Below are 5,556 nucleotides of genomic sequence, written 5' to 3'. Positions count from 1 at the left end.
CAGGATGCAGGCCGCCAAGGCAGCGTAAGTGGATAATTGTCCAACCTTCGGGGGGCATACCAGAGCGTGAGGAACGATAGCCAGGCTCTACGTCCTGCGCTGGCGTGTGAGGAATGCCAGGGACTACCTGTTCAATCTGACAGTAATACTTGTCATCACGACTGTTATATAGTCGCACCCTCTCTACCGTTGCCGATGAGTGCCACCATGTTCAACAAAGGATTGTTTCTGGCTTGCGCGCTTGCGTTGCTGAGCGCCTGTGATTCCTCCTCCCCGGATAAACCGGCGCCAGCCGCGGCAGCAACGACCCAGGCAGCGGTTACCGATACAAAGCCCAAACCCGCAGTCGACCTCGCCGCGCTGAGCAAGCGCTACGCAGGGCGCGAACTGACCGTCATCGACGTGTCGGAAATCCAGATCGACGGCGCAAGCGCCCTGTCGGTGAGCTTTTCCGTGCCGCTCGACCCGGAGCAGAAGTTCGGCGAAAAACTTCATCTGGTGGACAGCAAGAACGGCAAGGTCGACGGTGCCTGGGAGCTGTCGGACAACCTCATGGAACTGCGCCTGCGCCACCTTGAGCCGCAGCGCAAACTGGTGCTGACCGTCGATGCCGGTCTGCAGGCCGTCAACAAGGCCACGCTCGCGGCCGAATACATCAGCCGTCTGGAAACCCGTGACCTGCAAGCCACCGTCGGCTTCGCCAGCCGTGGCAGCCTGTTGCCGACGCGGCTGGCCGAGGGCTTGCCGGTCATCGCCCTGAACGTCGACAAGGTGGATGTCGAATTCTTTCGCGTCAAACCCGACTCGATGCCCAACTTCCTCGCCCAGTGGGACGGCGCGTCGAGCCTGTCCAGCTACAGCTCCGAAGAGCTGTTGCCTATGGCCGAACTGGTCTACAGCGGTCGTTTCGACCTCAAGCCTGCGCGCAATACCCGTGAAACCCTGCTGCTACCGATTGCCGGTATCAAACCTCTGCAACAGCCGGGTGTTTATCTGGCAGTCATGCGCGCGTCGGGGACCTACAGCTACTCGCAGCCGGCTACCCTGTTCACCCTCAGTGATATCGGTCTGTCGATACACCGTTACAGCAACCGTCTGGACGTCTTCACTCAAGCGCTCGAGGGCGGCAAGGCCCTGAGCGATGTGAGCGTCGATGTGTACGACGACAGCGGCAAGGTTGTCGCCCAGGGCAAGACCGACAGCGACGGCCACACTCAACTGCCGCTGCCAGCCAAGGCGGCGGTGGTACTGGCGCACAAGGACGAACAGACCAGCATGCTGCGTTTGAACAGTTCGGCGCTGGACCTGGCCGAGTTCGACATCTCCGGCCCGCAGGCTCACCCGCTGCAATTCTTTATTTTCGGCCCGCGTGACCTGTATCGCCCCCGGTGAAACCGTGCTGCTCAACGGCCTGCTGCGTGACAGCGACGGCAAGAACGTCAAGCCACAACCCATCACCGTCGAAGTGCGCCGCCCTGATGATCAGGTCAGCCGCAAGTTCGTCTGGGAAGCCGACAGCAGTGGGTTCTACCAGTATCAATTGCAACTCGCCGATGAAGCGCCGACCGGTCGCTGGCAACTGGTGTTCGACCTGGGCGACGGCAAACCGCAGCTTTACGAATTCAAGGTTGAAGACTTCCTGCCCGAGCGCCTGGCTCTGGAACTCAAGGGCAGCGACACGCCGGTTGCGCCTGCTGACAACCCCGAGTTCGATATCACTGGTCGCTACCTGTACGGCGCGCCCGCCTCGGGCAATACCCTGACCGGTCAGGTCTACGTGCGTCCGCTGCGCGAAGCCGTGCCGAAACTGCCGGGCTATCAGTTCGGTTCGATCACCGAAGAAGACCTCAAGCATGACCTGGAGCTGGAGCCGGTTACGCTTGACGCCGAAGGCCACTCGACGCTTGCCGTGCAGAGCGAATGGGCGCAAGCCAAATCGCCACTGCAACTGATTCTGCAAGCCAGCCTGCAAGAGTCCGGCGGGCGTCCGATCACCCGTCGTCTGGTGCAGCCGATCTGGCCTGCCGAGCACTTGCCCGGCGTGCGTGCGTTGTTCGGCAGCAGTACAGGCAGCGATGACTACGACGACGAAGCCGACAAGGGCGAGGCGCAGACCAACGACGACGGCCCGGCCGAATTTGAAATCGTGATGGCCGATGCCGCTGGCAACAAACTGGCCGCTGATAATGTAAAAGTCAGGTTGATTCGTGAGCGCCGCGACTACTACTGGAATTATTCGGCCAACGATGGCTGGAGCTACCACTTCAACGAGAAATTCCTCAACCTGAACGAGGAGACCCTCAACATCACCAAGGACTCGACAGCCAAAATCAGCTTCCCGGTCGAGTGGGGCCCTTACCGTGTCGAAGTGGAAGACCCGTCCACCGGTATGGTCAGCAGCCTGCGCTTCTGGGCGGGCTATCGTTGGCAGGACAACACCGATGGCGGCGTGGTCAGGCCGGATCAGGTCAAGCTGGCGCTGGACAAACCGGCATACAACGACGGCGACACCGCCACGGTGACCGTCACGCCACCCGCTGCGGGCAAGGGCTACCTGCTGGTCGAGTCCAGCGAAGGTCCATTGTGGTGGAAGGAAATCGACGTGCCGGCCGAGGGCAAATCGTATGAAATCCCGCTGGACAAAAAGTGGGCGCGCCACGATCTGTACGTCACCGCTCTGGTCATACGCCCCGGCGAGCGCAAGGCCAACGTTACACCGAAGCGCGCTGTAGGTGTGCTGCACCTGCCGCTGGACCGTGCGCAACGCAAACTGGCGCTGACGGTCACCGCACCGGAGAAAATGCGCCCCAAACAGCCGCTTAAACTCAAGATTGTCGCCAAAAATGCCGATGGCAGCGTGCCAAGGCAGGTGCAAGTGCTGGTGTCGGCAGTGGACGTCGGCATTCTCAATATCACCCGCTACGCCACGCCCGACCCGTTTGCCAGCCTGTTTGGCCGCAAGCAGTATGGCGCGGACCAACTGGACATCTACGGCCAGTTGATCGAAGCCGGTCAGGGACGTCTGGCCAGCATGGCGTTCGGTGGCGATGCGCTGGCCAAAGGCGGCAAGCGTCCGGACACTAGCGTGACCATCGTGGCACTGCAAAGCGCGCCGGTTACCCTGAACGACGCGGGTGAAGGTGAATCGAGTGTCGACATTCCAGACTTCAACGGCGAACTGCGGGTCATGGCTCAGGCCTGGACCGACGACCGCTACGGCATGGCCGAGGCGAAAACCGTGGTGGCTGCGCCGATCATCGCCGAGCTGTCGACGCCGCGCTTCCTCGCAGGTGGCGACCAGACCAGCGTCGCGCTTGACGTCTCCAACCTGTCGGGCAAAGCGCAAAAGCTGGACGTGAAGATCAGCGCTGAAGGCCAGTTGAGCATTCCTGGCGGCGATCAGATCAAGCCCTTGCAACTCAAAGAGGGTCAGCGCGTCACCCTTAAAGTGCCGGTACTGGCGCAGGGTGGACTGGGTCAGGGCAAAATCAAAGTGCTGATCGAAGGTCTGGACCTGCCCGGTGAAACCCTGCCCGCCTTCACTCGCGAGTGGAACATCGGTGTACGCCCAGCCTACCCGGCGATGCTCAGGCATTATCGCGCCACTCTCAACGAGCAAAGCTGGAGCCTGCCGGACGGTGCACTTGAAGCCTTCGAGCCTGCCGGTCGCGAAGCCATGCTGTCGCTGTCGAGCCGCCCACCGCTGAACATCGGTGAACAGATTCGGGCACTGAAAGCCTACCCTTACGGTTGTCTGGAGCAGACCGCCAGCGGCCTGTATCCATCGCTGTATGCCGACGCGGCGACCCTCAAGCGTCTGGGCCTGACCGGCGAACCGGATGCCGAACGCAAGCGCAAGGTCGAAATCGGCATCGAGCGCCTGCTGGGCATGCAACGTTACAACGGCAGCTTTGGCCTTTGGGGTTCGGACAGCGACGAGGAATACTGGCTGACTGCCTATGTCACCGACTTCCTGCTGCGCGCCCGCGATCAGGGCTTTGCCGTACCACCGGACGCGCTGAAGAAAGCCAGTGAACGTCTGCTGCGTTATTTGCAGGATACCGGGCAGATTCAGGTCAATTACAGCCAGAACGCCGAACATACGCGCTTTGCCGTGCAAGCCTACGCGGGGCTGGTGCTTTCACGCAGCCAACAGGCTCCGCTGGCGGCCTTGCGCAGCCTGTTCGACCGACGCAGTGACGCCCGCTCCGGGCTGCCGCTGGTACAACTGGCGGTCGCATTGGAGAAGATGGGCGACAAACCGCGTGCCGATCTGGCCCTGAGCGCCGGCCTGGCAGTCAGCCGCAAAAATGAATGGCTGGCCGACTACGGCAGCTCGCTGCGTGATCAGGCACTGATTCTGGCCTTGCTGGAAGAAAATGATCTCGCCAGAGAAAGGCGTGACGAGCGCCTGTTTGCCCTGGCCGATGAAGTGGCCGCCAATCGCTACCTGTCCACTCAGGAAAGCAACTCGCTGTTCCTTGCCGGTCGTAACCTGCTGGGTAAAGCGGAGAAGGACTGGACCGCCAGCCTCGCCAGCGGCACTCAAACCCGCGAGCTAAGCAACAAACAGCCGGGCCTCAAGCTGGACGGTGGGCTGCTGGCTTCGCCGCTTTCAGTACACAATCAAGGCAGCGAACCGCTCTATCAGCAACTGACCGTTTCCGGTTATCCAACCCAGACGCCTGCAGCCGGTGGCGAAAACCTGAGCATTCGTCGCGAATACCTGAGCCTGAGCGGCGCGCCACTGAACGTCGGAGCCCTGAAAACCGGGCAACTGGTGCTGGTGCATCTGGAGATTGGTGCCAAACAGCGCGTACCTGATGCGTTGGTGGTGGACTTGCTGCCTGCGGGCCTGGAGCTGGAAAACCAGAACCTGGCGCAAAGCTCGGCAAGCCTGGAAGACGCCAGTGAAGAAGTGAAGACGATCCGCGAGTCGATGGAAAACGCCGGGATCAAGCATCAGGAATACCGCGGTGATCGTTACGTGGCGGCGCTGGATATCGACGGCAGCAGCACCGTGCACCTGCTCTACCTGGCCCGTGCAGTCACGCCGGGTACGTACCGCGTGCCGCCGCCGCAGGTCGAATCGATGTACCGCCCGAACTGGCAGGCACTGGGCGATGCACCCGCGCAGATGGTGGTAAAGGGCAAATGATCGCCGACTGATTGGTTGGTTGGTTGGAATGCGTACCTGTGGGAGCGACCGGGGCGGCGATCCGCATTGTTCGCGAAAGGGCCGGTACATCCGCTGAAGATGTATCTTCAGTAATAAAGCCTTCGCGAACAAGTTCGCTCCCACAAGGAGTNATCCGCATTGTTCGCGAAGGGGACGATACATCCACTGAGGATGTATCGTCAGGAATAGAGCCTTCGCGAACAAGTTCGCTCCCACAAGGAGTGCGCGTTATCTCAAAAGATTCCGGTCGCTCCCAAATATGGATGCGCAGTGGTGGTGAAGGGCAAATGCTTGACTGGAATGCATACCCGTGGAGCGACCGGGGCGGCGATCCGCATTGTTCGCGAAGGGGACGATACATCCACTGAGGATGTATC

Annotated in this window: 1 pseudogene; it reads left to right on the top strand. The window is 61.1% G+C overall.

Annotated features, from left to right (window positions below):
* The first annotated feature begins 207 nt into the window (after window positions 1-207).
* Window positions 208-5,158: pseudogene (locus AO277_RS10650) on the top strand (alpha-2-macroglobulin).
* Window positions 5,159-5,556: the final 398 nt, after the last annotated feature.

This window comes from Pseudomonas amygdali (assembly GCF_002699855.1).
GTDB lineage: Bacteria > Pseudomonadota > Gammaproteobacteria > Pseudomonadales > Pseudomonadaceae > Aquipseudomonas > Aquipseudomonas amygdali.
The sequence above is the reverse complement of the archived record's forward strand: the minus strand, read 5'-3'. Positions and strand labels throughout refer to the sequence as shown.